Source organism: Aquitalea sp. ASV11 (assembly GCF_016429185.1).
In the GTDB taxonomy this organism is placed as follows: domain Bacteria; phylum Pseudomonadota; class Gammaproteobacteria; order Burkholderiales; family Chromobacteriaceae; genus Aquitalea; species Aquitalea pelogenes.
This window is the reverse complement of record NZ_JAELUD010000002.1, coordinates 136,819-158,957: the sequence shown is the minus strand read 5'-3', so window position 1 is coordinate 158,957 and position 22,139 is coordinate 136,819. Positions and strand designations below refer to the sequence as shown.

Annotated in this window: 25 protein-coding genes; 17 read left to right on the top strand and 8 right to left on the bottom strand. The window is 59.1% G+C overall.

Annotated features, from left to right (window positions below; all coding sequences use genetic code 11):
* The coding region (locus JHD62_RS01835) for an iron ABC transporter permease (protein WP_199101532.1) at positions 1–671 on the top strand (671 nt) is incomplete at its 5' end.
* 1 nt (position 672) lies between these two features.
* Positions 673–1,449 carry an ABC transporter ATP-binding protein gene (locus JHD62_RS01830; protein WP_199101531.1) on the top strand — a complete coding sequence of 259 codons (777 nt, stop codon included), beginning with the start codon at positions 673–675 and terminating at the stop codon, positions 1,447–1,449.
* 18 nt (positions 1,450–1,467) lie between these two features.
* On the opposite strand, the gene JHD62_RS01825 is transcribed toward JHD62_RS01830, so the two are convergent.
* The gene (locus JHD62_RS01825) at positions 1,468–1,899 is read right to left on the bottom strand and encodes a four-helix bundle copper-binding protein (RefSeq protein ID WP_199101530.1); all 432 of its coding nucleotides are present in this window, start codon (positions 1,897–1,899) and stop codon (positions 1,468–1,470) included.
* A 407-nt stretch (positions 1,900–2,306) separates the two neighbouring features.
* On the opposite strand from JHD62_RS01825, the gene JHD62_RS01820 reads away from it, so the two are divergent.
* From JHD62_RS01820 to arsB, 10 genes are all read left to right on the top strand, one after another.
* A complete protein-coding gene (locus JHD62_RS01820; RefSeq protein ID WP_199101529.1) occupies positions 2,307–2,981 on the top strand; it encodes a FadR/GntR family transcriptional regulator in 675 nt (224 codons plus the stop codon).
* Between the two features lie 39 nt (positions 2,982–3,020).
* Entirely contained in the window at positions 3,021–3,815 is a 795-nt protein-coding gene (locus JHD62_RS01815) for a transporter substrate-binding domain-containing protein (RefSeq protein WP_199101528.1), read from the top strand.
* A 78-nt stretch (positions 3,816–3,893) separates the two neighbouring features.
* Positions 3,894–4,562 carry an amino acid ABC transporter permease gene (locus tag JHD62_RS01810; RefSeq protein ID WP_199101527.1) on the top strand — a complete coding sequence of 223 codons (669 nt, stop codon included), beginning with the start codon at positions 3,894–3,896 and terminating at the stop codon, positions 4,560–4,562.
* The gene (locus JHD62_RS01805; RefSeq protein ID WP_199101526.1) at positions 4,559–5,209 is read left to right on the top strand and encodes an amino acid ABC transporter permease; all 651 of its coding nucleotides are present in this window, start codon (positions 4,559–4,561) and stop codon (positions 5,207–5,209) included. Before JHD62_RS01810 ends, JHD62_RS01805 begins: the two co-directional genes overlap by 4 nt.
* Positions 5,196–5,927 carry an amino acid ABC transporter ATP-binding protein gene (locus JHD62_RS01800; RefSeq protein ID WP_199101525.1) on the top strand — a complete coding sequence of 244 codons (732 nt, stop codon included), beginning with the start codon at positions 5,196–5,198 and terminating at the stop codon, positions 5,925–5,927. The genes JHD62_RS01805 and JHD62_RS01800 overlap by 14 nt, the downstream gene beginning before the upstream one ends.
* 29 nt (positions 5,928–5,956) lie before the next feature.
* The gene (gene alc / locus JHD62_RS01795; RefSeq protein ID WP_199101524.1) at positions 5,957–6,985 is read left to right on the top strand and encodes an allantoicase; all 1,029 of its coding nucleotides are present in this window, start codon (positions 5,957–5,959) and stop codon (positions 6,983–6,985) included.
* Complete coding sequence (locus JHD62_RS01790; RefSeq protein WP_199101523.1) at positions 6,982–7,482, top strand: ureidoglycolate lyase; 501 nt, start codon at positions 6,982–6,984, stop codon at positions 7,480–7,482. The genes alc and JHD62_RS01790 overlap by 4 nt, the downstream gene beginning before the upstream one ends.
* Positions 7,483–7,690: 208 nt before the next feature.
* Positions 7,691–8,050 carry a helix-turn-helix transcriptional regulator gene (locus tag JHD62_RS01785; protein ID WP_199101522.1) on the top strand — a complete coding sequence of 120 codons (360 nt, stop codon included), beginning with the start codon at positions 7,691–7,693 and terminating at the stop codon, positions 8,048–8,050.
* A gap of 5 nt (positions 8,051–8,055) precedes the next feature.
* On the top strand, positions 8,056–8,469 hold the full coding sequence (locus JHD62_RS01780; RefSeq protein WP_131360580.1) for an arsenate reductase ArsC: 414 nt from the start codon (positions 8,056–8,058) through the stop codon (positions 8,467–8,469).
* Between the two features lie 9 nt (positions 8,470–8,478).
* Positions 8,479–9,546: an ACR3 family arsenite efflux transporter gene (arsB, locus tag JHD62_RS01775; protein WP_199101521.1), complete on the top strand. Its 1,068-nt coding sequence runs from the start codon at positions 8,479–8,481 to the stop codon at positions 9,544–9,546.
* Between the two features lie 103 nt (positions 9,547–9,649).
* Here the strand turns inward: arsB and JHD62_RS01770 are convergent, their stop codons facing one another.
* Complete coding sequence (locus tag JHD62_RS01770) at positions 9,650–10,117, bottom strand: LysR substrate-binding domain-containing protein (RefSeq protein ID WP_370541011.1); 468 nt, start codon at positions 10,115–10,117, stop codon at positions 9,650–9,652.
* Between JHD62_RS01770 and JHD62_RS01765 the strand changes: the two genes are divergently transcribed.
* Positions 10,068–10,643, top strand: coding sequence for a cupin domain-containing protein (locus tag JHD62_RS01765; protein ID WP_370541010.1), 576 nt, complete (start codon positions 10,068–10,070; stop codon positions 10,641–10,643). The two genes, JHD62_RS01770 and JHD62_RS01765, sit on opposite strands and share 50 nt — an antisense overlap.
* A 154-nt stretch (positions 10,644–10,797) precedes the next feature.
* Here the strand turns inward: JHD62_RS01765 and JHD62_RS01760 are convergent, their stop codons facing one another.
* The 3 genes from JHD62_RS01760 to JHD62_RS01750 are packed head-to-tail and all read right to left on the bottom strand — an operon-like array spanning position 10,798 to position 13,413.
* Positions 10,798–11,475 carry a type 1 glutamine amidotransferase domain-containing protein gene (locus JHD62_RS01760; protein WP_233160512.1) on the bottom strand — a complete coding sequence of 226 codons (678 nt, stop codon included), beginning with the start codon at positions 11,473–11,475 and terminating at the stop codon, positions 10,798–10,800.
* 48 nt (positions 11,476–11,523) lie between these two features.
* Entirely contained in the window at positions 11,524–12,942 is a 1,419-nt protein-coding gene (locus JHD62_RS01755) for a coniferyl aldehyde dehydrogenase (RefSeq protein WP_199101520.1), read from the bottom strand.
* 39 nt (positions 12,943–12,981) lie between these two features.
* Entirely contained in the window at positions 12,982–13,413 is a 432-nt protein-coding gene (locus tag JHD62_RS01750) for an organic hydroperoxide resistance protein (RefSeq protein ID WP_199101519.1), read from the bottom strand.
* Between JHD62_RS01750 and JHD62_RS01745 the strand changes: the two genes are divergently transcribed.
* The gene (locus JHD62_RS01745) at positions 13,412–14,431 is read left to right on the top strand and encodes a LysR family transcriptional regulator (RefSeq protein WP_199101518.1); all 1,020 of its coding nucleotides are present in this window, start codon (positions 13,412–13,414) and stop codon (positions 14,429–14,431) included. The genes JHD62_RS01750 and JHD62_RS01745 overlap by 2 nt on opposite strands.
* A gap of 171 nt (positions 14,432–14,602) precedes the next feature.
* On the opposite strand, the gene JHD62_RS22470 is transcribed toward JHD62_RS01745, so the two are convergent.
* The 3 genes from JHD62_RS22470 to JHD62_RS01735 all read right to left on the bottom strand — a co-directional run bounded on the left by JHD62_RS22470 (position 14,603) and on the right by JHD62_RS01735 (position 17,083).
* Positions 14,603–15,091: a LysR substrate-binding domain-containing protein gene (locus tag JHD62_RS22470; protein ID WP_233160510.1), complete on the bottom strand. Its 489-nt coding sequence runs from the start codon at positions 15,089–15,091 to the stop codon at positions 14,603–14,605.
* A gap of 10 nt (positions 15,092–15,101) precedes the next feature.
* Entirely contained in the window at positions 15,102–15,557 is a 456-nt protein-coding gene (locus tag JHD62_RS22465) for a LysR family transcriptional regulator (RefSeq protein WP_233160508.1), read from the bottom strand.
* Positions 15,558–15,637: 80 nt separating this feature from the next.
* Complete coding sequence (locus tag JHD62_RS01735) at positions 15,638–17,083, bottom strand: efflux transporter outer membrane subunit (protein WP_370541009.1); 1,446 nt, start codon at positions 17,081–17,083, stop codon at positions 15,638–15,640.
* A gap of 91 nt (positions 17,084–17,174) precedes the next feature.
* On the opposite strand from JHD62_RS01735, the gene JHD62_RS01730 reads away from it, so the two are divergent.
* The 3 genes from JHD62_RS01730 (at position 17,175) to JHD62_RS01720 (ending at position 22,057) form a co-directional block, all read left to right on the top strand.
* Complete coding sequence (locus JHD62_RS01730) at positions 17,175–17,792, top strand: TetR/AcrR family transcriptional regulator (RefSeq protein ID WP_199101517.1); 618 nt, start codon at positions 17,175–17,177, stop codon at positions 17,790–17,792.
* Between the two features lie 84 nt (positions 17,793–17,876).
* Positions 17,877–18,992, top strand: coding sequence for an efflux RND transporter periplasmic adaptor subunit (locus JHD62_RS01725; RefSeq protein WP_199101516.1), 1,116 nt, complete (start codon positions 17,877–17,879; stop codon positions 18,990–18,992).
* Complete coding sequence (locus tag JHD62_RS01720) at positions 18,989–22,057, top strand: efflux RND transporter permease subunit (protein ID WP_199101515.1); 3,069 nt, start codon at positions 18,989–18,991, stop codon at positions 22,055–22,057. Before JHD62_RS01725 ends, JHD62_RS01720 begins: the two co-directional genes overlap by 4 nt.
* The last annotated feature ends 82 nt before the right edge of the window (positions 22,058–22,139 follow it).

The following is a 22,139-nucleotide window of genomic DNA, read 5'->3' as shown; positions in this document are numbered from 1 at the left end:
GCCTGGGCCTGGCCGAGGCCTGGGGCCTGCCGCTGAGTGCGCTGGGCTTTGCCTTTGTGGCAGGCAGTGCGGTATTGCTGATTGGCCGCAGGCGCGGTGGCAATGCCGAGTCTTATGTGCTGGCCGGCATTGCCTTGTTATTCCTGTTTCAGGCCTTGCTGTCCTTGCTGCAATACCTGGCCTCACCGGACGCACTGGCACAGATCGTGTTCTGGCTGTTTGGCAGTCTGTACAAAAGCGGCTGGCATGCAGTGGGCCTGATGTGGCTTACCCTGCTGCTGGGCTGTGGCTTGCTGGCGCGCGACGCCTGGCGCTTTACCGCGCTGGGCCTGTCGGATGAGCGTGCCGCCAGCCTGGGCATTGCCGTGGCCCGTCTGCGCTGGCGGGCGCTAGCTTTGGTGTCCCTGCTTACCGGCGTGGCCGTGGCCTTTGTCGGCACCATCGGTTTTGTCGGGCTGATTGCCCCGCACATGGCGCGCATGCTGCTGGGCGAGGACCACCGGCTGTTGATTCCCGGTGCTGCGCTGTCTGGTGCCTTGTTGCTGTCGCTGGCCTCAGTACTGGGCAAATGGCTGTCGCCAGGCGGGCTCATTCCCATCGGCATTGTGACGGCGCTGATCGGCCTGCCCTTCTTCCTGCTGCTGATCTTGCGCAGCAAAGGCGGGCAATAAGATGCTGCAACTCGAACGTCTATCGGTAAGGCTGGCCGGCAGAACCGTGCTGCACGGGCTGGACCTTGCCAGCGGGCCGCAAGGCAGCATTACCTGCCTGCTGGGGCCCAATGGCTGTGGCAAATCCACTCTGCTGCGCACTTTGGCCGGGCAACTGGCCTATAGCGGCAGCATCCGGCATGCCCATCAACCCGACTGGCAGCACCGTCACGGTACAGTGCCGGCCAGCGTGGCCTGGCTGCCGCAGGACTGTGGCAGCAACAGCCGCCTGAGCGCAGTGGAAGTGGTGTTGCTGGGCAAGGTGCAAACCCTGGGCTGGCGAGTGCCGGAAAGCTTGCAGCAACAAGCACGTCAGCAACTGGCACAGCTGGGTTTGTCTGGAGTGGAACAACAGCCGCTGGGCCAGTTGAGCGGCGGACAACGCCAGATGGTGTTTCTGGCACAGGCCCTGATGCGCGAACCTGCCATCCTGCTGCTGGACGAACCCATCAGCGCGCTGGACTTGCAACACCAGCAACAGGTGCTGGCGCTGATCGAGCAGCAAACCCGCCAGCGCAACATGCTGACCATCATGGTGCTGCACGACCTGAATGCCGCACTGCGTTACAGCCAGCATTGCTGGCTGCTGCAACAGGGACGCGTGCTGGCTGCTGGCTGCAGTGCCGAGGTGCTGCACCCAGCCCTGTTAAGCCAGCTGTATGCCACGCCCATTTCCAGCATCACGGCCGATGATGGCTTTGCGCTGTTTTACCACGGCCGGCAGGCACTGCCGGCCTGAAAACCGTGGCATTTCCGCTCAGGCAGCAAAAGCACGGCACTGCTTGATGCAGGCAGCGCAGGACTCCATGCAGGCGCGGCACGGCGCGTGCATGCTGTGCTGTTTGCAGGCTTTTTCACATACGGTACAGGCCTCCAGCGCCACCTTGGCCATAGCCGGCAACAAGGCCGAATCCTGCGCGGCCAGGCTTTGCAAGGCAGTACAGGTCGCCAGCATCTGGTTGACAGCCTTGGAACAATCAGCCATCGAATCATCACCATTGCCCAGCAAGACCAGGCAATGAGCGAGGCAGCGCTGGCCATCCAGCACGCACTGGCTGGCCGCCTCCCCTAATGCCGCCGCTTTACTGACTGGCGGCTTGCCTGCAGGCATGGTTTCGGCACGCGCAGCTGCACTCATGGCAGCCAGGGTCAGAGCAGCTACCGCGCCCATGGCTTCACGACGTTCCATACATTCTCCTTTACGGGTCAGGGACATGAAGCCGTCATGCTACGCCAATTCAGCCGTGACGCACACAGAGTAAGTGGCGCAGCCCCTTTGGCAGATCAATCACATGACTGTTGTCGAGCGGTCACCCGGTTGTCACATTTCAATAAACACTCCCTGTCCTCATAGCGTCTGACCCCGCGAGATTCACTTTCACAGCGCGCCCGCTTGCTGGCCATTTGGGTGCAGCCATGCCTTGCATCGGTGCATTGCCCCCCCGGCTGCATGCCACCTGCCCGCCGCCATGAAGTTGCAATTCGCACCAAAGCCTTATCTGGCGCGCTTCTTCAAACCTGGCACGATCATTGCAAGATGCAAGCCATACCACTGGTCAGACCAGTCTGACCGGACAGACCACCAGAGAGCACAACATGAACGTCCCACAACAAATTGCCCAGGCCTTGCAAAGAAAGCTGCAGGATGGCCACTACCGCGCCGGGGAAAACCTGCCGGGCCAGCGTGAACTGGCCGAAGCCATGGGGGTGAGCCGCGCCTCGCTGCGCGAGGCCATTTCCATGCTGGAAGCGCTGGGACTGGTGAAGTCGCAGCCGGGCAAGGGCGTGCTGGTGACCACCGGTCAGGTGCGCCAGCACAAGGACATCCCGGCCGGGCCGTTTGCGGCCAGCCCGCAAGCTACTTTCGAGTTCCGCATGGTGCTGGAACCGGCGGCAGCTGCACTCGCCGCACGCCATATCACACCGGTGGGCAAGGCCTTGCTGTGGCAGATCCAGTCCACGCTGGAGGACGCGTTGAAAAACCAGGATCTGGTGGCCGCCGCAGAAGCCGACCTGGAGTTTCATCTGCAAGTGGCCCGCCTGTCCGGCAATGCCCTGTTTCACCAGGTAGCCCGTTCGCTGTCGGCCCCCATCGGCCACAGCCTGCGGCTGCCCTTTGCCGACCACCTGCATATCTGGGAAACGGCCCACGAGCATCAGGTGGTCACCGACGCCATTACCCAGGGCAAGCCGGAAGAAGCCCGTCTGGGAATGCTCAACCATTTGCGCAATGCCGCCGCCAGAGTGGGACTGCAGATGGACTCGCTCTAAGCCAAGCCAACATCCTGTTCATTCCCTGGAGAAACCGTCATGCATCGTCGCACCTTCACCCTCGGCCTGCTGGCCGCCAGCCTGCTGGGTAGCCTGTGGGCCTTGCCGGCCAAAGCCGAACGTCTGGCAAGTATCAAACAGGCAGGCATCATCAAGATTGCCATTCCGGCGGACTTTCCGCCGTTTGGTTCCACCGGCCCGGACATGAAGCCGCAAGGCTACGACATCGACACGGCAGAACTGATTGGCCGCGAGCTGAAAGTGAAAGTGGAGCTGGTGCCGGTCAGCAGTGCCAACCGCATTGCCTACCTCACCACGGGCAAGGCGGATTTGTTGATTTCCAGCCTGGGCAAGAACCCGGAGCGGGAAAAGGTCATCAATTTCTCCGTCGCCTATGCGCCTTTTTTCAATGGCGTGTTCGGCACTAAGGATCTGACGCTGGACAAGCCCGAAGGGCTGGCTGGCAAGACAGTGGGCGTGACCCGCGGCTCTATCGAGGACCTGGAACTGAGCAAGGTGATTCCGGCCAGCGCCAACCTCAAGCGCTTTGAAGACAACAACGCCACCATTGCCGCCTATCTGGCCGGCCAGGTGCAAGTAGTGGCCACCGGCAATGTGGTGGCGGCCACCATCAATGCGCAAAGCAAGCGCCCGCGCCGGCTGGAGCAGAAATTCCTGATCAAGAACTCACCGTGTTTTGTGGGGGTGAACAAGGACGATCCGCAACTGCTGGAACAGGTGAACCAGATCATCAACAAGGCCAAGAAGGATGGCGAGCTGAACCGCATCTCGCTCAAATGGCTGAAAACACCGCTGGCCAGCGCACTGCTGTAAATCCAGCCTCTGGCAGCAGGCCGCGCCGCAGCGTGTGGCAGGCAGGCTGCCCCTTCCTGCCCACCCGGGAGAATGGTGATGAGTTATCAGTTTGACTTTCTGGCCGTGGCCAGAGAGGCGCCGGAACTGGCCGCAGGCCTGGCCCGCACCGTGGAGCTGACCGCAGTGGCCTGTATTGCCGGCTTGCTGATCGGCATTGTTGGCGCGGTATGCCGTGCCTGGCAGTTACGCCCGTTCAACACCCTGTTTGCCGTGTATGTGGAAATGTTCCGCAACACGCCGTTTCTGGTGCAGCTGTTTTTCCTGTTCTTCGGCCTGCCCACCCTCGGCATCGAAATTGCACCGGACAGTGCGGCCATGCTGGCCATGGTGATCAACCTGGGGGCTTATGCGGTGGAAATCATCCGCTCCGGCATCGAGGCCACGCCCAAGGGGCAGATCGAAGCCGCCCAGGCGCTGGCCCTCAAGCGCTGGCAGATTTTCCTGCACGTGGTGCTGCGCCCGGCGCTGTTGCGGGTGTGGCCGGCCATGACCAGCCAGGTGGTGATCGTGATGCTGGGCTCGGCAGTCTGCGCGCAGATTTCCACCGAAGAGTTGAGCTATGCCGCCAGCCTGGTCCAGTCGCGCAATTTCCGCGCCTTTGAAACCTATTTTGTCACTGCCGGGCTGTATCTGGCGCTGGCGCTGCTGCTGCGCCAGACCCTGCTGCGCGGTGGCGGACGACTGTTGAAACGGGGAAGACCATGAACGATTTCACCCTGGGCGACATCCTGCTGGCCCTGCTCCATGGCCTGCAGTGGACGGCCATACTGTCGCTGACGGCTTTCGTGCTGGGCAGCATGGGCGGGCTGATCATTCTGGCATTACGCCTGGCGCATCGTCCGGCACTGGTGTGGCTGGCCAAAACCTTTATCGAGGTATTCCAGGGCACGCCCTTGTTGATGCAGCTGTTCATCGTGTTTTTCGGCCTGTCGCTGGGCGGGGTGGAAATTCCGCCCTGGCTGGCTGCGGCACTGGGGCTCACCCTGTACACCAGCGCGTATCTGGCCGAAATCTGGCGCGGCTGCGTCAACGCCATTCCCAAAGCCCAATGGGAAGGGTCGGCCGCGCTGGCGCTCAACCGCTATCAGCAAATGCGCCATGTCATCCTGCCGCAAGCCCTGCGCATGGCCATTGCCCCCACCGTGGGCTTTCTGGTGCAGGTGGTGAAGGGAACTTCCGTCGCCTCCATCATCGGCTTTATCGAACTCACCAAAACCGGCGGCATGCTGGCCAATGCCACCTTTGAACCCTTCCTGATTTACGGACTGGTGGCCGCAGGCTACTTCCTGCTGTGCTACCCGCTTTCGCTGTATTCGCGTCACCTGGAAAGGACACTCCATGTCGCTCGTTAACATTACCGGCCTGCACAAGCATTACGGCCCCAACCATGTACTGAAAGGCGTGGACCTGACGGTAAGGCAAGGCGATGTGGTCACCCTCATCGGCCGCAGCGGCTCGGGCAAGAGCACCTTGCTGCGCACCATCAACGGCCTGGAAAGCTTTGATGAGGGCAGCATCACCCTGGCCGGCCAGACCATTGGCAGCCGTGATGCCAGAGCCTTGCAGCAATTGCGTCTGCAAGTGGGCATGGTGTTCCAGCAGTTCAATCTGTTTCCGCATCTCACCGTGGGCGAAAACATCATGATGTCGCCGCGCGTGGTCAAGGGCGAGTCGCCCCATGTCCTGCGCGAAGAGGCCCATGCCCTGCTGACCAAGGTGGGCCTGGCCGACAAGTTTGACGCCTGGCCGGACCAGCTCTCCGGCGGCCAGCAACAGCGCGTGGCCATTGCCCGGGCACTGGCGATGAAACCGCAAATCCTGCTGTGCGACGAAATCACCTCGGCACTGGACCCGGAACTGGTCAACGAAGTGCTGGCCGTGGTGCGGCAACTGGCGCAGGAAGGCATGACGCTGATCATGGTCACCCATGAAATGCGCTTTGCCCGCGATGTCAGCAACCACGTGGTGTTCATGCATCAGGGCAAGATTCACGAAGCAGGCCACCCGGCCGATTTGTTCTCCCGGCCGCAAACCCCGGAGCTGCAAAACTTCGTCAGCGCCGTGATGTGACACCAGCCCCCTCAAGCCAAGGAAACGCCATGAACCACCCTGTTTTGACTGCCCCCGTCGCCGTGCTGCCGGACTGGGCCAGTCAGGCCATCAATCTGGCTGACCCGCGCATCGGCGCGCGCGGCCTGTATTCCAGCGATGAATTCTTTGCGCCGCTGGCGCGCATGCTCAACCCGGAAGCCGCCATTTTCGTACCCGGCAAATACGACGAAAACGGCAAATGGATGGATGGCTGGGAAACCCGCCGCAAGCGCCATCACGGACACGACTGGAGCATCATCCGCCTGGGCAGGCCGGGGCGGATTGCCGGTTTTGATATCGACACCAGCCACTTCACCGGCAACTACGCCCCGGCCATCTCGATAGAAGCCACCCACTGTGCCGACGACAGCCTGCCAGCACTGGAGCAGGCCGTGTGGCAGGAAATCCTCCCGTCCGTCGCACTGGGCGGCAACCAGCACCACCTGCTGCAAATCAGCAGCGACACGGCATGGAGCCACTTGCGCCTGCGCATTTACCCGGATGGCGGCATTGCCCGCCTGCGGGTGTATGGCCAGCCGGATACCGCATCCGCGCTGCAAGCGGTGGCAGAGCCGATTGACCTGGTGGCCATGGAAAACGGCGGCCGACCGATTGCCTGGAACGATGCCCACTTCGGCCATCCGTCCAACCTGCTGTTACCGGGACGCGGCAGCAATATGGGCGAAGGCTGGGAAACCCGGCGGCGGCGCGAACCGGGCCACGACTGGTGCATTCTGGCACTGGGCGTACCTGGCGTGATCGAACGCATTGTGGTGGACACCGCCCACTTCAAGGGCAATTTTGCCGATCGCTGCTCCTTGCAGGCTGCTAACGCTCTTAGCAGCATGCCGGCCGCGCTGATTGCCGAAAGCCAGTTCTGGCCGGTGCTGCTGCCGGAAACCCCGCTCACCATGGATGCCATCCACCATTTTGCCGATACCGTGGCCCAGCTGGGGCCGGTCAGCCATGTGCGGCTCAACATCCACCCCGATGGCGGCATTTCGCGCTTGCGCCTGTTCGGTCAGGTGGCCAGATGAAGTCCGGCCCCCTGCTCCGTGCCGAAGCCCTGACGGCAAAGGCCTTCCGGCCCTTTGGTGAGGTGATGGAAGCCGGCCCTGAAGCACGGCAGTTTGCCATCAATGGCGGCAATACCATGCGTTTTCACGACCTGGCGCAGCTGGATGCCGGGCCGGATGGCCGCCTGATGGTCAGCATCTTTCGTGGCCAGCCACGTAGCCTGCCGTTCGAGCTGCGCATGATGGAGCGCCACCCGCATGGCAGCCAGGCTTTCATGCCGTTGTCCGGGCTGCCGTATCTGGTGGTGGTGGCCCCTCCCGGCGCCGCCCCCACTGCCGACACGCTGAGGGTCTTTCTTGCCGGTCCGCAACAAGGAGTCAATTATGCGGCGGGGGTGTGGCATCACCCCTTGCTGGCGCTGCACCAGCCCTGCGACTTTCTGGTACTGGACCGGGACGGCAGCACCCCCAACTGCGATGAAGTGCAACTGCCATACCCGGTACTGATCAACGCCTGACAGCCCGTCAGGCTGGTTTTTCTTGATGATGCAGCCCAGGCGGGCTGCATCTGACACGCCTCCCAACGCAACAGTGCTGTAAACGCCCTCCCCGCCCGACTTGCCATGCGGCGCCAAAGAGGGAACGGGTTCGCCCGCGAGCAGGCGCAGCACCAGCGCAACAAATCCGTCATTTGACGCAATTTCATATTTCGATAAAAATGGAAATATGGAAATACTGAACGCCGCCGAAATCCTTGCCGCCCTCGGGCACGAGTCCCGTCTTGCCATCTTCCGCCTGCTGGTGCAAGCCGGCCCGGATGGCATCAACGCCTCTGCCATCGGCGAGCAACTGGGCATCCCCAATGCCACGCTGTCCTTTCATCTGTCGCACCTGAGCCGTGTTGGCCTGATCAAGGGCGAGCGCGAGAGCCGCTTCATCCACTATTCCGCCGCATATGAAACCATGGATGAGCTGATTGCCTTCCTGGCCCACAACTGCTGCCAGGGCAAGGCATGCCTGCCAAAGACCAGCGCGTGCGACAGCGTCGCCAAGCGACGCAACAAGAAAACCGAACCCCAGGAATAATAACCATGAGCCAAGCAAAAACCGTCCTTGTGCTGTGCACCGGCAACTCCTGCCGCTCCCAGATGGGCGAAGCCATCCTTAACCACGAGCTGGCTGGCCTGGTACGCGGTATTTCCGCCGGAACCAGCCCGCAAGCCAGGGTTGCCGATGGAGCCATCGAAGCCCTGCGGCTGGCGGGCCTGCCGACGGATGGCCTGTTCCCGAAAACCGTCGAAGACGTAATGGACCAGGACATCGACCTGGTGGTGAGCGTGTGCGACAACGCCAGGGAAACCTGCCCGGTCTTCCCGCGCCCGGTCAAGCGCATACACGTGGGTTTTCATGACCCGCACGGCGAGCCGCTGGAAAGTTTCCTGGCGGTGCGTGATGACATCCGTGCCCGTCTGGTGCCTGCGGTACGCGCAGCACTGGGTTTGTAAGGAGCCGCCATGTCTGTCGTGCAATGTGAAGTCAATGCCAAATCCGCCGCCGGCGCGCCCATGAGCGTGTTCGAGCGTTACCTCACGCTGTGGGTGTTCCTGTGCATCATCGCCGGCATTGCCGCCGGTCAGCTGGCACCGCACGTGTTTCAGGCTGTCGGGCGGATGCAGATCGCGCAGGTGAACCTGCCGGTCGGCCTGCTGATCTGGGTGATGATCATCCCGATGCTGGTCAAGGTCGATTTCGGCGCCTTGCATGAAGTGAAGCAGCACCTTCGCGGCATAGGCGTCACGCTGTTCGTGAACTGGCTGGTCAAGCCGTTTTCCATGGCTTTTCTCGGCTGGCTGTTCGTGCGCCATCTGTTCGCCCCCATGCTGCCGGCCGCGCAGCTGGATAGCTATATCGCCGGGCTGATTCTGCTGGCAGCCGCGCCCTGTACCGCCATGGTGTTTGTCTGGAGCCGCCTGTCCAGTGGCGACCCGCTGTTCACGCTATCGCAGGTAGCGCTGAACGACAGCATCATGGTGTTTGCCTTCGCCCCCATCGTGGCCTTCCTGCTGGGCATTTCGTCCATCACCGTACCCTGGGATACGCTGCTGACCTCGGTGCTGCTCTACATCGTCATTCCGGTTCTGCTGGCGCAGGCGCTGCGCAAGGTCTTGCTGGCCAGGGGACAGGCCGCCTTCGATGCCGCCATGGCCAGAATCGGCCCGTGGTCCATCACGGCGCTGCTGGCCACCCTGGTGCTGCTGTTTGCCTTCCAGGGTGCCGCCATCATCAAGCAACCGCTGGTGATTGCCTTGCTCGCCGTGCCCATCCTGATCCAGGTGTTCTTCAATTCGGCACTGGCCTACTGGCTGAACAAGGTGGTGGGCGAGAAGCACAACGTTGCCTGCCCGTCGGCACTGATTGGCGCATCCAACTTCTTCGAACTGGCCGTAGCGGCAGCCATCAGCCTGTTCGGGTTTGAATCCGGCGCAGCGCTGGCAACAGTCGTCGGCGTACTCATTGAAGTGCCGGTGATGCTGCTGGTGGTAAAAGTGGTCAATGCATCACGGGGCTGGTACGAGGCCTAGCACCTGCACGGACAAAATCATGAAAAGCAGGTATTTGACCCGGCCATGTGTCGCCTGCCGGTGTGTGCGGTGCTGTTGCGGACCGGGCCAGACACTGTAGGACTTACCGCCCATCTGCCTGGCGCGTAGTGTCTGACAACAGCCCGGACAACACAGAGCGCAGCCAGCGATTGCCGGGGTCGTGGTGAAAACGTTCGTGCCAATGCTGCTTCACCGCATAATCCGGCAAGGCAAACGGCACCGGAAACGCCCGAAACCGCCCGCGCCCTTCCAGCACTTGCGCCAAGCGCTCAGGTATGGTCACCAGCATGTCAGTCTGCTCGATGACAAAGGCAATGCCCAGATAATTGGGCACACGCAGGGCAATGCGGTGACGAATGCCCAGCCGGGCGATTTCCTGCGCCAGAATGAGGTGGCCGGTGCCGGATGAGGTCACTACCGCATGCTCCTCGGCCTCGAACTGGGCCAGCGTCAGCCCATCGCGAATACGGGGGTGATCGGCACTGGCCAGCCAGAACCTGGTGCCGCTGTGGCCCAGCCTGCGTGCCGTGCTACCGCCGGGCAAACCCACCCCGCACACCCGGCCAAGCTGCTGGCACTACGCTGCACTGCGTCCGCTGCTGTTGCAGGCTGGCGAACTGACCCCGATCGAAAAAGCCGAACGCCGCGTGCTGGTGCTGGCCAACCCGGGTCACGGTCTGGAAAAAATGCAGGCCAGCGCCGCCATCTATCTGGGCATGCAGCTATTGCTACCCGGCGAGATTGCCCCCTCGCACCGCCACACTCCCAACGCCGTGCGCATGATCGTGGAAGGAGAAGGCGCTTATACCACGGTGGGCGGCGAGAAGTGTCCGATGCAACGCGGCGATTTGATCCTCACCCCCACCGGGTTGTGGCACGAACACGGTCATGACGGCAACGAACCCGTGGTATGGCTGGACGTGCTGGACTTGCCACTGGTGCACTATCTGGAAGCCTCTTACGTGGAAGAAGGCCAGCCGCAAACCGTTACCGCCAACGACAGTGAGCGCGGTTATCGCAGCGGCGGGGTGGTACCCAGCCGGATGCTTGCCCGCAATGACCGGCGCTATGGGTGATGGCAGCAAGTTGCGTACGCGCGTAGCGCTCCACCTGCCGCTGTCGTTTTTCTTCCCACTCGGAGGTCAGACGGGCTTCGGCCGCACGATGGCACTCGACAGCCGTGCGCTAGTCTTTGGCGCGTAGCGAAAACGTGACTTCTTTGTTGCCGGGTTAGCCAAGCATTTGCAACAGCGCTTGCGCAACTCCTTCGGAGCTAGCCGGATTCTGCCCTGTGACAAGGTTACCGTCTTCCACAATAAACGGTGCCCAGTCAGGACCCTTCTGGTAGATGGCTTGCAGCTGTTTGAATTCATCCTCAATAAGGAAAGGCACAACAGCAGTCAGCTCAACCGCATCTTCTTCGCTATTGGTAAAACCCGTTACCTTGCGGCCAGCTACCAGCGGCTTGCCATCGCGGGCTTTGACGTGTCGCAATACGCCAGGGGCATGGCAAACAAAACCAATCGGCTTGCCAGCACGGTCAAACGATTCGATCAGTGCAATGGACTGTGCTGATTCCGCCAGGTCCCATAAGGGGCCATGGCCGCCGGGGTAAAACACCGCATCGAAATCCTCCTGCTTGACCTCAGCCAGACGCACGGTGCTGGCCAGTTCCTGCCGGGCCTCTGCGTCGGCCTTGAAACGGTGAGTCAGTTCGGTCTGGAATTCTGGCAGGTCACTCTTGGGGTCCAGCGGTGGCTGGCCACCTTGCGGTGATGCCAGCACCAGTTCCGCGCCCGCATCCCTGAATACATAGTAAGGCGCTGCAAACTCTTCCAGCCAGAAGCCGGTTTTCTTGCCGGTGTTGCCCAGTTGGTCGTGCGAGGTCAGTACCATTAATACTTTCATGATCGAATATCCTTTACGGTGTGGCCCGTGTTGAGCCAGATTTCAGTATCAGACTGTTTGCAAAAATGCTTTTACTGCTACGAGGCCATCCTGATGCGGGGCGCGCAGCCGCAGATTCGAAGCACCATCCTCGCTTTGCACCACCACAGCCTTGGCGTGGCTAAAACGTTTGAAACCATGAATGCCGTGATAGGCCCCCATGCCAGAGGCACCTACCCCACCAAAGGGCAGGCTGTCGATGGCCGCATGGGTCATCACGTCATTGATCACCACGGCACCTGAGGTGGTGTGTTGGCTAAAGGCCTGCTGCTTGTTCTGGTCATTGCCAAAGTAATACGCAGCAAGCGGCCGCGGATGTGCATTGATGTACTGCAAAGCGGCATCAAAGCCGGGAATGCTCATCACCGGCAGCAAGGGGCCAAAAATCTCTTCTTGCATGATGGCCATGTCGTCAGTGGCATCCAGCACCAGATGCGGAGCCATCTTGCGGATATGCGGATCGACATCCACCTCTCCTGGCGCGGCCAGGCTAATGACCGTTGCACCTTTCGCCCGTGCGTCGTCCAGCAAACCTTGCAGACGTGAAAAATGCTGTGGGCTGATGATGGACGTGTAGTCCGGATTGTCCTGAAAACTGCGGTAGCTGCTTGCGACAAAGCGCTGCGCAGCGTTCACCAGTCCGGGCAAATTCGCTGGCGTAATCAGCAAGTAATCTGGCGACAAGCAGATTTGGCCGGCATTGAAAGCCTTGATGGTGAGCGTGCGGGCAATGGCAGTCTCCAGATCCGCATCCTCATCTATCACTACCGGGGATTTGCCACCCAGCTCCAGTGTGACTGGCACCAGATTCTCAGCCGCAGCCCGCATCACGTGCTTGCCGACAGCCGTGCTGCCGGTGAACACCAGGTGATCGAACGGCAAGGCACTGAATGCCCGGCCAATGTCCGCATCGCCCTGCACCACCACCAGTTCGTGCGGAGCAAAGTATTGACCTACCAGTTCGGCCAGCAGGTCCGAGGTACGCGGTGTCAGCTCCGATGGTTTGAGCATGGCGGTATTACCGGCAGCAAATACGCCAGCCAGCGGTCCGAATGCCAGGTTGATGGGGAAATTCCAGGGACTGATCACACCCACCACACCCAGGGCTTGTTGCTCGATCCGGGCCTGCATGCCAGGGCCGCCAGTTTCCACCACTTGCGGACGCATCCACTCACCAACATGCTCGGCAGCATGTTGCAAGCCCTTGATGGTGGTGACCATGTCGACCAGGAGTGTCTGATACTGGCTGCGATGGGCAAAGTCGGCGCTGATGGCATCCGCCAGTGCCTGATGGTTTTCCTGGATCAACCGTACGCTACGCTGCAGACGGTCACGTCTCAGTTCCAGGCTGGCCGGGCCCGCGGCCAGTTGTGCATTTTTCATTCCTTGCAGGATGCTGAGCAAGTCTTGCTGTATTTGAGTGTCCATGTGTGGTTTCTCTTTGTTGGAGCAGATGAAGCAGCCAGGTCAAAGCACGTGTAATGCAACGTCGATGTTGCCTCGCACTGCATTCGAGTATGGGCAGGTGGCGTGTGCAGCGGCGACCAGCGCCTCAGCCTGCTCCCGCTCAATGGCAGGCAGCTCGATACTCAGGCTGATGGCCAGGCCATAGCCACCTTCGATACGCGGGCCGATTCCCACCTGGGCAGTAACGCGGGCATTGTCCGGCACCTTGGGATGCGCTCCCTTGCTCAGTGCAGATACTGTTTTCATGGCGCTCAGAAAGCAGGCGGCATAGCCGGCTGCAAACAATTGTTCCGGATTATTGCCAACATCCTTGCCGCCCAGCTCACGCGGCAGACCCAACCAGACATTCAGCGAGCCGTCCGCAGTGCGGGCATAGCCATCGCGGCCGCCGGTTGCAGTGGCTTCGGTTTGATACAGAACATTACTCAACATGGTTATCCCCTTGATTGGTGTGCATTTCTGCGATGGAGAAATCATAGGGGAGACTGGTATCTGGCCGCCAACAAGGGTATTTTTGCAGGGGTATAATTTTTTTTATGGGTTAATCATGTCGCTTGTCCGGCTCAGAACCTTTATCGAGGTGTACCGCCAGCACTCGATCAGTGGTGCCGCCAGAAGCCTTAACCTGACCCAGCCGGCGGTGTCGCAACATATAGCCGGTCTGGAAGTTGCCATCGGACGGCCCTTGTTCGAAAGGCAAAGCCAGGGCGTGCTACCGACTGCTGCGGCAGATGAGCTGGCTGCAGATATCGGCGACAAACTGGATGCGGCGGAGGCAGCGCTGTCCACGGCGCGCGCACGTTCGGCCGATATTGCCGGCAATCTGCATATCATCGGCCATGCCGACTTTCTGGCGGAAAAATTGGTTCCTGCCCTGGTCCCCTTACTTAAAGAGGATATCCGCGTGCGGCTGCATGCAGGTGATGGTCCGCTGGTCACGCAGATGTTGCTGGAGGAACACTACGACCTGGGCTTCTCTGCTCATCCGGTAAGCGATGCGCGCCTGAAAGGAGAACTGGTCCTGAGTGACCGGATTATGCTGGTTGCCGCCCCTGAAGTCGCCCGACGCCTGAGAGCTGCCCAGGATCTGGGAACGGCGCTGCAAGCCGAACCCTTGCTGGCCTACAATCTGGAGCGCTCCCTGATTGACCACTGGCTGGAAAAAAACCGCATTCATGCGCCAGGGCTTATCCCGGCACTGACCGGGCAGGATCTACGCGGCTTGCGCAGCCTGCTCAGCCAGGGGTTTGGCTGGACACTGCTGCCGCACTATTTGTGCAAATCACATTTGCAAAGTGGCGAGCTGGAGGAAATACCCCCTCCGCTTGGCCACACCGAAATCCGCTACTACCTGATCTGGCTGCCAAGTAAATTACGCAAGCCACGCGTGGCACATGCGCGACAAACACTGCTATGGCAACTGGCTGAAAAAACAGGAAAGACAGAATAGGCGGATGCCGGGGATGGCCTGGTGTCGCAGCATCCGCTACCGCATGTCCCAACACTTGCACTCAAGGGGAGTCCAGTCCGGCATTGCTGCCAGCTTCCGGAAACATGGACAAGACAATTCCCGGTACCGAATTGAGCGACCTGCCACACGACACATTCCATGCACTGTTCGTCAAGCAGAGTACTGTTCAAGTACATCCATAGCGACATTCTGTGCATGAATATCGGAAAACCTGCTCAACAAGTGGTCTATGCAAGCCTTGATGCGGGGGGAGATCAACGCACGATGGGGATATTGCATTACAAGCTGACAAGGCCCCGGGTCGTGCTTGCCCAGTAACAGGACCTTCAGCTGTCCACGTTCAAGATAAGGCCATGCCTGCTGTACCGCTACTTGCGTAATGCCCATATGCCGAACAGCTGCTTCAGTCATCAGCTCAGGCGATGACATGGTCAAGCTGCTGTGAGCAATATCCAGCGTGTGAATTTCGTCATCCCGCTCCCGGAACATCCAGGGGCAAACCTTGCCCGCAGAAAAGCGCCTTGTAATCAAGCGGTGACTGGCAAGTTCTGCCAATGTTTGCGGTACACCGGCCTGAGCAAGATAAGCCGGTGATGCCACCAGAACCATCTGCAGATGACAGATAGGTCTGGCAATCAAGCTTGCATCCTCAGTATGGCTGCCACGTATCACGATATCGTAGCCCCCCCTCAGCCACATCCACGACCCGGTCGTCAAAATCAATGTCGATTGCCAGTTGCGGATGGCTGGCAAGCAAGTCAGACAAGGCTGGCAACAGATGCTCGCGGCCAAAGTCGGCACTACTTGAAATACGAACCTTTCCGCTGATTGCATTCTTTCCCTGCCCAAGGGCATCCGCTGCACAATCCAGTGAATCCAAGGCCAGGCGTGCCTGCTGCAAAAAGGCAGCCCCCTCTTTGGTCAGGCTCAACTTGCGTGTGGTACGGTTAAGCAGACGTACGCCCAATGCCTGCTCAAGCCCCGCCACATTCTTGCTGACTGTGGCATTGGTGACACCCAATTGTCGGGCAGCAGCCGTAAAGCTACCGGCGTCCACGGTATTGACAAAAGACAGTACCGAACGCGTACGCTGCGATAAATCCATAGCGGTTTCATCGGTCAGATCTGTGTTCTGTAATGCTGAATGAGCCAGAAAATGACAGACATGCAGTGCAGATAGTGGTGTTATCCATTGATTGATGGAGTCCAGCCACCACCCAATGCTTTGAATGCTGCAACTGCTGCACGTGCCGCTTCTGTGCGCGCCTGGGCCTCAGCATCGGAAGCACTGAGCAGGCTCTCATCTGCATGCAGTACCTCAATCAGGCTGACCAGCCCATTTTGATAGGCCGCAAAAGATGCAGACCGGGCACGGCCAAGGGAATCCACTCCACGCTTCAGAACAGCAGACTGCTCTTCCCGCTTAGCCAGTGCCGAGTAGGCGTTTTCCACATCTTCTGCGGCATGGAGCGCGGCCAGTCGATAGGCTGCCAGCATCTCGGCTTCCTGTCCCCTGGCTTGGTCGATCTGGGCATTGATCCGACCAAAGTCGAACAAGCGCCAGCGAAGCCCAAGCATACCTGCGGCCTGACTGGCACCACTGGTAAACACATTACCGGAAGACACCGCCGTAGCACTGCCAACAAGGCCGGTCATGGAGAGCTTGGGATAGTACTCGGCAATGGCAACGCCAATACGCGCACTCGCAGCAGCCAAGCGACGCTCCGCCACGATAAGGTCCGGCCTGCGTCGCAGCAATTCACCTGGAGTTTCCGAAGTTGTGATGCGAGGGGCAACCGGAATACCACTCATTTCTGTCAGCTCGGAGCGATGGGTACCGGGTGGTGAAGCCAGCATTACATCAAGTGCATTCATCGCAGCGTCCAGCCCGGTTTCAAGAACAGGTACGGAAGACTTTACTTGAGCCAGTACCCCTTCTGCTTGATCCACCTGCAGTTCTGGAGCCAATCCTTTGCTGTAAAGAAGCTGAATCTTGCCAAGCAGTTCTTCCTGTTTCTGCACCTGCCGCCGCGCGATATCCAGGCGGGTTTGCAATCCACGGATGCTGATGTAGATGTCGGCAGTCTGAGCGGCAACTGCCAAGCGAGCAGCGGCAGCACCTGCTTCTGAGGCTTGGTACTCAGCCACTGCTGCTTCCCGGCTGCGTCGCAATCCACCAAACAAGTCAAGCTCCCAGCTTGCACCCAGATTAGCCTCGTAATCATTGCCATAGCGGTTAAAGCCGGGTTGTGCATTCAAGACCTGTCCTAGAGGCGTTTCCACTGACTGGTAAGCCCTGCCGGCTTGTCCGCTGATGTTTCCAGAAGGCATCAGCGCAGCATTGGCGGCCCCCAGTCCCGCCCGTGCTTGCACAACGCGGGCGGATGCCTGTGCAAGATCAAGATTTTGCGCCAATGCCAGCGAGACATATCGACTCAGTTGTTGATCCTCGAACGCAGTCCACCATGATGTCAGGTCAGTATTGGCAGCAGCCTGCTGCTGTGCGGCCGAGCCTGCGCCAATGTAGTGGTCAGGAAGCGATATTTTGGGCCGGACATAATCAGGACCAACTGCACAACCAGCAAGCAGACTGGCTGCCATGAACAAGGCAAGAGGATGCTTAATCAACACGGGCGACTCCAAATCAGGGTGAACTATAGTGACCATAATACATAATAGTCACTTATTGTCAATTTTAGGGCTGCTGTGTAAGCTATGCCTCATGAAAAATACACAAGCCTCCACCGCGGCCTCCCGAGGCCCGGCTGATCACGAAGTACGCAATCAAATCGTGGCCGCCGCCACCGAGCACTTCAGTCTCTATGGGTACGAAAAGACAACCGTATCCGACCTTGCCAAGGCCATCGGCTTCTCAAAGGCTTATATCTACAAGTTTTTCGAGTCCAAACAAGCCATTGGAGAGATGATCTGCGCCAACTGCCTGCTTGAAATCGAAAATGATGTCCGGGCAGCAGTAGACGAAGTCGAAGGCGCACCGGAGAAGCTGCGCCGGATGTTCAAGACCATCGTAAAATCAAGCCTCGGGCTGTTTTTCCAGGACCGGAAGCTTTATGAAATAGCCGCCTCTGCTGCAGGTGAACGCTGGAGCGCCACCGTTGCATACGAACAGCGCATTCAAGGCTTGCTGCAAGATATCCTGCAACAAGGTCGACTCAATGGCGACTTTGAACGCAAAACCCCTCTGGATGAAACGGCCAAAGCAATTTATCTGGTCCTGCATCCCTATCTGCACCCGCTTATCTTGCAGTACAACTTCGACAACACCGAAGAAGCACCTGCACACCTGTCGAGTCTGGTACTGCGCAGCCTGGCACCGTAGCTGCTCAACACGACAGTGACTATTGACTAAATTGGTCACAAGAATAATACTGAAAGTCCCGATTATTTCGTCAAAGGGACTTTCATGCCCCGGCATCGCCTCACCATCTCAACTCTCATCTGCGCATTGCCGTTTGCCCTGGTCGCTTGCGGCGAAGAAGCACAGACAGACCCTCGCACCAATACACCATTGGTACGCACAACGCTTGTTCAGGAAAGCGTCCCTGACGCACGCACCTTCACCGGAACCATCGCCGCCCGGATACAGAGCGATCTTGGATTCCGAGTTGCGGGTAAGGTATCGGAACGACTTGTCGACACCGGCCAACTCGTCAGGCGTGGCCAGGTGCTGATGCGGATTGACCCTATCGATCTGCGACTTGCCGCCAACGCACAGCAAGAAACGGTATCGGCAGCACGGGCACGGGCACAGCAGACTGCACAGGATGAAATCCGCTATCGCGAGTTACGTGGAACAGGTGCCATTTCAGCTTCAGCCTACGACCAGATCAAAGCAGCAGCCGATGCTGCAAAAGCACAGCTCAGCGCCGCAGAAGCACAGGCAGACGTAGCCAAGAATGCCAGCCGTTATGCCGAACTGATCGCTGACGGAGATGGCGTGGTGATGGAAACGCTGGCAGAGCCGGGCCAGGTGGTTAATGCAGGACAACCCGTAGTGCGCATCGCACACGCAGGTCGCAGGGAAGCGCTGATTCAGTTGCCGGAAACCATACGTCCCGCCGTTGGCTCTGTCGCACAAGCCACGCTGTTCGGCAAGGATGATGTCAATGTACCGGCAAAACTGCGCCAGCTCTCTGAGACGGCAGACCGCGTAACACGCACCTTCGAGGCACGTTATGTGCTGGATGGGGAGCTGGCCAACGCCCCCCTGGGAGCGACGGTGACCATCCGGATCCCGGAAGGCCGGACGACTGGCAATGCAGGCCTGCACGTCCCCATCAGCGCACTGTTTGATGCGGGCAAAGGGCCGGGCGTATGGGTTGTTGATGGTCATCCGGCCAAGGTGTCGTGGCGTCCGGTCACCATTCTCAAGCTTGATGACGACGGAGCCCGCGTAACGGGAAGCATCAATCGCGGCAATCGCATTGTGGCGCTCGGTGCACACCTGCTCCACGAAGGAGAGAAGGTCAAGGTGGCAAGTACCGCCACTGGCACTACAGCAGAAGGAGTGAAGCCATGAGCGACAGTCGATTCAATTTGTCGGCTCTGGCAGTACGTGAGCGTGCCATTACGCTGTTCCTGATCATCCTGATCTCACTGGCAGGGCTGGTCTCGTTTCTTAAACTGGGCAGAGCAGAAGACCCGGCCTTTACCGTCAAGGTGATGACGATTGTCACCGCCTGGCCAGGCGCTACGGCACAAGAGATGCAAGACCAGGTGGCGGAAAAAATCGAAAAACGCCTGCAGGAACTTCGCTGGTATGACCGGACTGAAACCTACACACGCCCCGGACTGGCATTCACAACGCTGACCTTGCTGGACAGCACGCCTCCTTCAGAAGTCAAAGAGGAGTTTTACCAGGCACGTAAAAAAGTTGGAGATGAAGTTCAGAACCTTCCTTCCGGCGTCATGGGCCCCTTTCTGAATGATGAGTATTCGGATGTTACCTTCGCCTTGTTTGCCCTCAAGGCTAAAGGCGAGCCGCAACGCGTACTGGCCAGGGATGCAGAAACGCTGCGTCAGCGCCTGCTGCATGTGGCCGGGGTCAAAAAGGTCAATATCATTGGAGAACAGGCAGAACGGATCTATATCGAGCTCTCCCACGATCGCCTGGCTACCCTGGGAATCAGCCCACAGGATGTATTCGCTGCACTTAACAACCAGAATGCGCTGACACCTGCCGGTTCCGTCGAAACCAAGGGACCTGAAATATTCATCCGCCTGGATGGTGCCTTCAACCAGTTACAGAAAATTCGTGACACCCCGATAGTTGCACAGGGCCGTTCGCTGAAACTGTCTGACATTGCCACCGTAAAACACGGTTATGAAGATCCGGCAACATTCATGATCCGTAACGGCGGAGAGCCGGCCTTGCTATTGGGCGTCGTGATGCGCGACGGCTGGAATGGCCTGGATCTGGGCAAAGCGCTCGATAGCGAAGTCAATGCCATCAATGCGGAACAACCGCTGGGAATGAGCTTGTCCAAGGTTACCGACCAGGCAGTAAACATCCACAGCGCAGTCGGCGAATTCATGATCAAGTTCCTGGTCGCCCTGCTGGTGGTGATGCTGGTCAGCTTCATGAGCATGGGCTGGCGTGTCGGCCTGGTGGTGGCAGCGGCAGTGCCACTGACACTGGCGGTCGTCTTTGTCGTAATGGCTGCTACCGGTAAAAACTTTGACCGCATCACCCTTGGCTCACTGATTCTGGCACTTGGCCTGCTGGTGGACGACGCCATCATTGCCATTGAAATGATGGTAGTCAAAATGGAAGAAGGCTATGGCCGCATTGCGGCTTCCGCCTATGCCTGGAGTCACACGGCCGCTCCGATGTTGTCCGGCACCCTGGTCACTGCGGTAGGCTTCATGCCTAACGGTTTCGCCCGATCATCTGCGGGTGAATACACCAGCAATATGTTCTGGATTGTAGGCATCGCCCTCATCGCCTCGTGGGTGGTTGCCGTGGTATTCACCCCCTATCTGGGTGTCAAATTGCTGCCTGACTTCAAAAAGGTTGAGGGTGGACATGCTGCCATTTACGACACACCACGCTATAACCGCTTCCGCACGTTTCTGGGACGCGTCATCGGCCGAAAATGGATAGTCGCTGGCGGAGTGATTGGCTTGTTTGTGGTTTCCATACTTGGCATGGCATTGGTGAAGAAGCAATTCTTTCCTGTTTCTGACCGGCCGGAGGTGCTGATTGAAGTACAAATGCCTTATGGCACAGCCATATCACAAACCAGCTCCGCCACTGCCAAGGTTGAAGCATGGCTCTCCAGACAAAAGGAAGCCAGAATCGTCACCTCCTATATTGGCCAAGGTGCTCCCCGCTTCTATCTGGCCATGGGGCCTGAACTCCCGGATCCTTCATTTGCCAAGATCGTGGTGCGTACCGATAACCAGCTTGAACGTGATGAACTGAAGCAAAAGTTACGCAAAGCCATTGCCGCAGGTCTGGCCCCCGAAGCGCGCTTGCGTGTCACCCAGCTGATTTTTGGGCCCTACTCACCATTCCCGGTTGCTTACCGCGTTTCCGGACCTGATCCGGACAAATTGCGCGGGATTGCAGACCAGCTACGTCAGGTACTGGAATCCAGCCCGATGATGCGCACGGTCAACACCGATTGGGGAGTACGCGTCCCGACCCTGCATTTCACCTTGCAACAAGACCGGTTGCAAGCACTGGGACTTAGCTCCAGCGCAGTGGCCCAACAACTACAGTTTTTCCTTCAGGGGGTGCCTGTCACTGCGGTACGCGAAGATATCCGCACGGTTCAGGTAGTGGCACGTTCTGCAGGCAATACGCGTCTGGACCCGGCCAGAATCAACGCCTTCACATTGGTTGGCATGCACGGTGAACGCATTCCGCTATCACAAGTAGGCAAGATTGAAATGCGCATGGAGGAGCCGATTCTGCGCAGACGCGACCGCGTGCCCACCATCACGGTGCGGGGAGACATTGCCGATGGCTTGCAGCCGCCCGATGTATCAGCAGCCATCACCAGACAGCTGCAGCCGATGATTGCCACGTTGCCAAGTGGCTATCACATCGAGGAAGCCGGATCGGTAGAAGAATCAGGCAAGGCTACCGCAGCCATGATGCCCTTGTTCCCCATCATGCTGGCGGCGACGCTTTTCATCATCATCCTCCAGGTGCGCTCGCTATCCGCCATGGTGATGGTGTTCCTGACCAGTCCACTGGGCTTGATTGGCGTGGTCCCGACGCTCTTGCTGTTCCGGCAGCCTTTCGGGATTAACGCACTGGTCGGATTGATTGCTCTTTCAGGCATCCTGATGCGCAACACATTGATCTTGATAGGACAGATCCGGGAAAACGAGCACGCAGGGCTAGACCCGTTCAGGTCTGTAGTGGAAGCAACCGTACAGCGTGCGCGTCCGGTCATCCTGACCGCCCTGGCAGCCATTCTGGCGTTCATTCCGTTGACGCACTCTGTGTTCTGGGGAACCCTGGCCTATACACTGATTGGCGGAACATTCGCAGGAACCATCCTGACGCTTGTATTCCTGCCAGCCATGTATTCCATCTGGTTCAAAATCAAACCGGTTGCACAAGTCAGCTGAGACAAGCAGCCAATACAAAAGAAGCTGCACCGGAGGGTGCAGCTTCTTTGGTTTCCTGCAGGTGGCGTAGCACTCCCCTGGC

Excerpts from the sequence above, each read along its gene's own strand:
- JHD62_RS01720 (WP_199101515.1), top strand. The coding sequence starts at position 18,989 with ATGAGCGACAGTCGATTCAATTTGTCGGCTCTGGCAGTACGTGAGCGT.
- JHD62_RS01745 (WP_199101518.1), top strand. The coding sequence starts at position 13,412 with ATGGTTATCCCCTTGATTGGTGTGCATTTCTGCGATGGAGAAATCATA.
- JHD62_RS01790 (WP_199101523.1), top strand. The coding sequence starts at position 6,982 with ATGAAGTCCGGCCCCCTGCTCCGTGCCGAAGCCCTGACGGCAAAGGCC.
- JHD62_RS01800 (WP_199101525.1), top strand. The coding sequence starts at position 5,196 with ATGTCGCTCGTTAACATTACCGGCCTGCACAAGCATTACGGCCCCAAC.
- JHD62_RS01815 (WP_199101528.1), top strand. The coding sequence starts at position 3,021 with ATGCATCGTCGCACCTTCACCCTCGGCCTGCTGGCCGCCAGCCTGCTG.
- JHD62_RS01810 (WP_199101527.1), top strand. The coding sequence starts at position 3,894 with ATGAGTTATCAGTTTGACTTTCTGGCCGTGGCCAGAGAGGCGCCGGAA.
- JHD62_RS22465 (WP_233160508.1), bottom strand. The coding sequence starts at position 15,557 with ATGGATTTATCGCAGCGTACGCGTTCGGTACTGTCTTTTGTCAATACC.
- JHD62_RS01750 (WP_199101519.1), bottom strand. The coding sequence starts at position 13,413 with ATGTTGAGTAATGTTCTGTATCAAACCGAAGCCACTGCAACCGGCGGC.
- JHD62_RS01780 (WP_131360580.1), top strand. The coding sequence starts at position 8,056 with ATGAGCCAAGCAAAAACCGTCCTTGTGCTGTGCACCGGCAACTCCTGC.
- JHD62_RS01825 (WP_199101530.1), bottom strand. The coding sequence starts at position 1,899 with ATGGAACGTCGTGAAGCCATGGGCGCGGTAGCTGCTCTGACCCTGGCT.
- arsB (WP_199101521.1), top strand. The coding sequence starts at position 8,479 with ATGTCTGTCGTGCAATGTGAAGTCAATGCCAAATCCGCCGCCGGCGCG.
- JHD62_RS01830 (WP_199101531.1), top strand. The coding sequence starts at position 673 with ATGCTGCAACTCGAACGTCTATCGGTAAGGCTGGCCGGCAGAACCGTG.
- JHD62_RS01755 (WP_199101520.1), bottom strand. The coding sequence starts at position 12,942 with ATGGACACTCAAATACAGCAAGACTTGCTCAGCATCCTGCAAGGAATG.
- JHD62_RS01760 (WP_233160512.1), bottom strand. The coding sequence starts at position 11,475 with ATGAAAGTATTAATGGTACTGACCTCGCACGACCAACTGGGCAACACC.
- alc (WP_199101524.1), top strand. The coding sequence starts at position 5,957 with ATGAACCACCCTGTTTTGACTGCCCCCGTCGCCGTGCTGCCGGACTGG.
- JHD62_RS01730 (WP_199101517.1), top strand. The coding sequence starts at position 17,175 with ATGAAAAATACACAAGCCTCCACCGCGGCCTCCCGAGGCCCGGCTGAT.
- JHD62_RS01785 (WP_199101522.1), top strand. The coding sequence starts at position 7,691 with ATGGAAATACTGAACGCCGCCGAAATCCTTGCCGCCCTCGGGCACGAG.
- JHD62_RS01725 (WP_199101516.1), top strand. The coding sequence starts at position 17,877 with ATGCCCCGGCATCGCCTCACCATCTCAACTCTCATCTGCGCATTGCCG.
- JHD62_RS01820 (WP_199101529.1), top strand. The coding sequence starts at position 2,307 with ATGAACGTCCCACAACAAATTGCCCAGGCCTTGCAAAGAAAGCTGCAG.
- JHD62_RS01805 (WP_199101526.1), top strand. The coding sequence starts at position 4,559 with ATGAACGATTTCACCCTGGGCGACATCCTGCTGGCCCTGCTCCATGGC.